Raw genomic sequence first — 5,597 nt, 5'->3', positions numbered from 1 at the left:
AGCAGCGCGGCCTTGCGTTCGTGAGCCGCGGGGTCGACGAAGTCGTCGGCGCTCGGCTCGGTGGCGGGATCCCACGGGTCGGTGCGGGCGTCGATCCGGGCCGCGGTCGTGGTCACGATCCCGAAGCTGGTGTCCGACAGCGCCTGCTCGATCTGCTCGTTCTCCGGATGCGCGGCGTAGAGATCCTGCAGAACCTCGCTGGCCGACTCCTCGTCGACGTGAGCTCGTAGTACCAGCGCCTTCGCCAGCGCGCCGTCCACCGCCGCTACCGGCACGGGCCCGTCGGGCTCTTCGAGATAAGACAGCGCCGGGGCGAACATGCCCAGCCGGGCCAGCGCGGTGCCCAGCGTGATCTTGGCTGCGTGCGAGTAGGCCGCGTCGAGATCGGGGTCGTTGACGATCGGCGTCAGCAGTTTGACGACGTCCGACCAGCGCTCGGCGCGGTAGTTGAGCACGACGGCGGCCCACCGGGCCTCGCGCCAGCTCGGGCGGCGCCCGGTGATGTCGCTGATCAGCTGATGGGCCTCGGCGTATTGGCCGGCCGAGGTCAGCGCCGCGGCATAGGCGAGGTGGAAATCGTCGGGACCGGTCGCCCGGAACTGCAAATACATTCCGGAGTCGTAGCGGAAGCCCAGGATGCCGGGCGCCAGCTCCACCTTGCGTTGCAGCGTGCCTGCCGTCGGGGCGGTCCGGGAAACCGCTTCCAGCACCCGCATTGACACGTCACCGGAGGCGGCGAGGCCAATCCAGGCGTCGCATTGGTCATGAGCGATTCGGGTGAGGGCGGTGAAACCGGACCTGGCGGCGGCCAGGTCGGCCGGACGCTGGCGGTCGTAGATCGTTATGCCGAGCGCGCGACAGCAGGTAGCAAATCTGCTGACGATGTCCCCGTCTACCCGAGAATTGGCTGGCTGAGCGGCAAGCACGCCAGTGTCACCGCGTTCCACGGCCGCTTCGTCTCCCGTATGTTGCGAAACCTAACCTAACCCGCCTGAAGTTAGCATTACCTAAGCTGCTTGTCGAGCAGCGGGTTACCGGTCGCCTCACGCCCCTACTCCCGGCTTTGTGCTGCTGGCCAGGGCGTTTCGCACCATCACCGGCTTCCCCTCTGTCATCGCTGGGCCGTCCCTCCGGGCGCACCAACGGCAAACTTAATGAATATGATTTTCATTATCAACTGCATCGGCCCTGCGCACCTCTATAAGAGTCGGATCGACCCGTCCCGGAGTTCCACCGGCGGGCAGCCGAGCGATCGCTACCCCGAGCACCGATCGCCCCGGGCGTACTGTCGGTTGCGTGCGTAGCGAAGGCGATACCTGGGACATCACAACGAGTGTCGGTTCAACCGCGTTGTTCGTGGCGACCGCGCGAGCGCTGGAAGCGCAGAAGCCCGACCCGCTGGCCGTCGACCCCTATGCGGAGCTCTTCTGTCGCGCCGTGGGCGGCCCGGCCGCCGACGTTCTCGACGGCAAGATCCCCGACCACCCGCTCAAGACCGACGACTTCGGCGAGCATTTCGTCAACTTCCAGGGCGCCCGCACCAAGTACTTCGACGAGTATTTCCGCCGCGCGGCCGACGCCGGGGTACGTCAGGTGGTCGTGCTGGCGGCCGGGCTGGACTCTCGCGCCTACCGGCTGCCATGGCCGGACGGAACCACGATCTTCGAGTTGGACCGCCCGCAGGTCCTCGAGTTCAAGCGTGAGGTGCTCGACGGGCACGGCGCCCAACCGCGTGCCGAACGCCGCGAGATCGCAGTCGACCTTCGGGAGGACTGGCCACAAGCTTTACGCGACAACGGTTTTGACCCGGCCAAGCCGTCGGCATGGATTGCCGAAGGCCTGCTCATCTATCTGCCGGCAACCGCGCAGGAGCAGCTGTTCACCGGGATCGACAGCCTGGCCGCGCCGGGCAGCCACGTCGCGGTGGAGGACGGCGCGCCGCTGGACCAGAACGAGTTCGAGGCGAAGTTGGAAGAGGAACGTGCCGCGATGGCCTCCGGCGCCGAAGACCGCGCGTTTTTCCAACTGGTCTACAACGAACAGCACGCACCGGCCACCGAATGGTTCGCGCAGCGGGGCTGGACGGCGGTCGGGACGCCGTTGGCCGACTACCTGCACTCGGTCGGCCGCCCAGTGCCGGCACCGGAGACCGAATCCGGGCCGATGATCGCGCGTAACACCCTGGTGAGCGCGGTCAAAGCATGAACTGGTCCTTCAGTTCGGTGGCGGACTGAATTATCTTGGCGGCTGTGGACTGTGACATCGCCCGCGAGGCGCTGTCCGCGCGGCTGGATGGTGAGCGCGAACCCGTGCCGTCGGCTCGTGTCGACGAGCATCTGGCGTCGTGCCGGCAATGCCGCGGGTGGTACGCCGATGCGCAGGGTTGGACTCTGCAACTGCGCAGCATGGCCGCCCACGAAGGCGGGCTGGCCGAGGCCACGTCCCTTGGCCCGGCGGCTCGGCACGAGAGACTGAGCGATTGGACGAAATGGATCCAATCGTATTGGTTGCGAATGGCCCTGGCGGTGGTCGGCGTCGTCCAAATCGCCCTTGCCGTCGCGCAGATCGGTGGCGCCGACTTCGGCATGGTGGCCACCCACGGAACCGCGCACGGCGCGATGAGCGGCGCGCATCTGCTCAACGAGTCCACTGCCTGGTCGTTGGCGCTGGGCGCCGCAATGGTGGTTGCGGCGTTCTGGCGGACGACGCTGCCGGGCGTGACGTGCATCCTGACCGCTTTCACCGTGGTCTTGGCCTGCTATGTGATCAGCGATGGCCTGTCGGATCAGGTGACCGGGGGCCGATCGCTCAGTCATCTTCCGGTGGTGGCCGGAACCGTGCTGGCCCTGTTGCTGTGGCGTCGCGGCGGACCGGATACGACGTCGTCGAACGCCCGGATAGACGACATCGTGTTGCCGGACAACGCGAGTCGGGGACGGCGACGCGGACATCTGCGGTCCGCCGACGACTCGGCGGCCTGAAGTACCTACTGAAACTTGCGCAGCCGCAAGCTGTTCGACACCACGATCAGTGACGAGAACGCCATCGCGGCGCTGGCGATCAGCGGATTGAGCAGACCCGCGACCGCGATCGGTATCGCGATCAGGTTGTAGCCGAATGCCCAGAACATGTTCACCCGGATGGTGCGAATCGTCGCGTGGGCCAAGTCGAGAGCTTGTGGGACGAGGTCCAGGCTGTCGCGAACCAAGACCACGTCGGCGGCGCTTATCGCCACGTCTGTGCCACGGCCGATGGCCATACCGAGGTCGGCGCACGCCAGTGCGGGGCCGTCGTTGATTCCGTCACCGACCATGGCGACCACCCGCCCGCGGTCACGAAGTTGTTCGATGACGTCGACCTTCCCTTCCGGAAGCAACTCCGCGATCACCTCTTCGATACCGACCTGAGCGGAGATCCCCTGCGCGTTGGCGGCGTTGCCACCCGTGAGGAGGACCGCGCTCAGGCCGCGCTGACGCAGCGCGTTGACGGCACCGGCAGCGGACTCCTTCACCACGTCGGCAACCGCGATCACGCCGCACAACTGGTCGTCGACCGAGACGAAAACCACCGTCTCGCCGCGTGATTCGCACTCGCATCGGGCCGCGCGGAGGTCCGCTCCGACGTTACCGGCCCGGGCGACCCATGCCGGCCTGCCCACCTTCACCCGGCGTCCCTCGACGGTGCCCACCACACCGTTTCCCGGGACAGCGCGGAAGTCTGCGACTGCGGGCGACCCTGTCGATCGAAGATCACCGGCGCCGGCGATGGCCAGTCCGACGGGGTGTTCCGAAGCGGACTCCACCGCGGCCGCCCAGGCGAGTACGTCGCCGCGGTCCCAGGCCGCCGCGGTGGTCACCGAGGTCAAGGTGAGCCGGCCCGTCGTCAGGGTGCCGGTTTTGTCGAACGCGATGGTGTCGATCCTGCGGCTGGCTTCCAGCGCGGCCTGGCCTTTGAAGAAGATGCCCAATTGCGCACCGCGGCCGGAGGCCACCATCAAAGCGGTCGGCGTCGCCAACCCCAGGGTGCACGGGCAGGCGACCAGCAGGACCGACAAGGCTGCCGACACCGCGTGATCGGCGCTGCCACCGATGACCAGCCAGGCGGCGGCGGTGACGGCGGCGATGGCCAGCACGGCGGGCACAAACACCGCGGCGACACGATCGGCGAGGCGTTGGGCATCACCCCGACCCGTCTGCGCCTCTTCCACCAACCGCACCATCCCGGCGAACTGGGTATCGGGGCCGACCGCAGCGGCTTCGACCACCAACCGGCCGTTGAGGGCCACGGTGCCGCCGATCACGCTGCTGCCGGGACCGGCCTGCACGGGGCTGGGTTCGCCCGTCATCGCGCTCATGTCGATCGCGGCCTCGCCCTCGACCACCAGGCCGTCCGCGGCGATGCGCTGGCCCGGGCGCACCACGAACCGCTGCTGCTCGCTGAGTTCGTCGGCCGGGATCACCAACTCGGCTCCGTCGGGCAGCAGGACCGATACCTCCGCGGGGCGCAAAGTCGCCAGCGCCCGCAACGCTTCTCCCGCTTTCGATTCCGCTCGTGCTTCGAAATACCGTCCGGCGAGGACGAATACGGTGACGCCCGCGGCGACCCCCAGGTAAACGGAATCGCTGCCCATGATCGCCCGCCACGCGCCCTCGGAAGCGTACGCGTTGCTGGTGAAGAAAATCCGGTACAGCGACCACACCGTCGCCGCGAGGATTCCGATGGAGATCAACGTCTCCATGCTGGCGTTGCCGTGCCGCAGGTTCGTGGCGGCGACCCTGTGGAACGGCCATGCGGCCCAGGTGACTATCGGAGCAGCCAGCGCAATGAGCAGCCATCCCCATCCGGCGAACCGCGTGTGCGGCGACAGCGCGAACAGCACTGACACACCAGCCAACGGCGCGAACAACGTTGCGGCGAACGCGAGCCGGTGCAACAGGCCACGGGCACGCTCGGCCGCGGGATCGTCGGCTGACGGCGTCGTTCCCCGGCGGGGCCTCGCCCGGTAGCCGGATTCTGCGACGATCGCGCACAACGACTCGACGCTGACGCTGTCCGTGTCGACCGTGGCCGTCCTGGTCGCGAAGTTCACCGACGCGTGGACGCCGTCGACTTTGTTCAGCGCGCGACGCACGGTGTTGGCGCAGGCCGCACACGTCATGCCCAGCACTTCCAGCTCGAGGCGGTGAGCCCGCGAGCTTTCCGGACCTTGTGCGATGGCTGACGTCACGCTCATCTTCCTCGACGCGAATATTTACGACGCGCAGGTGGCGATATTTGCCGCCACGTTGTGCTGTCGCGTGGGTCCAAATTACCTCGGTGGCCCCCATGGGCCCGTGCCGCCGGTCGGGAACTTTTTCGGGCCGGTCACCGACTACTTTTGAACATCCTTTGAGTCATTAAGGAGTCTTCATTGGCGCTTAGGCCGGCGCCCGGCGGCCCGCAATGACGGCCCCGGTTTGGATGGCCGCACCACCCGAGGTGCATTCGGCCCTGCTCAGCAGCGGTCCTGGGCCGGGCCCGCTGCTGGCCGCGGCCGGTGCGTGGAGTTCGTTGAGCGCTACCTACGCCGCGGTCGCCGCGGAGTTGTCCGCGCTGTT

3 protein-coding genes and 2 pseudogenes are annotated in these 5,597 nt (G+C 67.6%); 3 read left to right on the top strand and 2 right to left on the bottom strand.

Annotated elements, in window-relative coordinates:
* Nucleotides 1-947, bottom strand: a pseudogene (locus A5791_RS08435) (type VII secretion AAA-ATPase EccA); the annotation flags it as partial.
* 349 nt (nt 948-1,296) lie between these two features.
* On the opposite strand from A5791_RS08435, the gene A5791_RS08430 reads away from it, so the two are divergent.
* Both A5791_RS08430 and A5791_RS26720 read left to right on the top strand, forming a co-directional pair.
* Nucleotides 1,297-2,205, top strand: coding sequence for a class I SAM-dependent methyltransferase (locus A5791_RS08430; protein ID WP_067233911.1), 909 nt, complete (start codon nt 1,297-1,299; stop codon nt 2,203-2,205).
* A 44-nt stretch (nt 2,206-2,249) separates the two neighbouring features.
* The gene (locus A5791_RS26720) at nt 2,250-2,981 is read left to right on the top strand and encodes a DUF2275 domain-containing protein (RefSeq protein ID WP_067233908.1); all 732 of its coding nucleotides are present in this window, start codon (nt 2,250-2,252) and stop codon (nt 2,979-2,981) included.
* Here A5791_RS26720 and A5791_RS08420 read toward each other — a convergent pair.
* Nucleotides 2,934-5,233: pseudogene (locus A5791_RS08420) on the bottom strand (heavy metal translocating P-type ATPase); the annotation flags it as partial. The gene A5791_RS26720 and the pseudogene A5791_RS08420 overlap by 48 nt on opposite strands.
* A 209-nt stretch (nt 5,234-5,442) precedes the next feature.
* Between A5791_RS08420 and A5791_RS08415 the strand changes: the two are divergent.
* A partial coding sequence (locus A5791_RS08415) for a PPE domain-containing protein (protein ID WP_067233900.1) occupies nt 5,443-5,597 on the top strand: 155 nt, incomplete at its 3' end.

Source organism: Mycobacterium sp. 852002-51163_SCH5372311 (assembly GCF_001667115.1).
GTDB lineage: Bacteria > Actinomycetota > Actinomycetes > Mycobacteriales > Mycobacteriaceae > Mycobacterium.
Note: the sequence above shows the minus strand (reverse complement) of the source record. Positions and strands in the feature narration are given on the sequence as shown.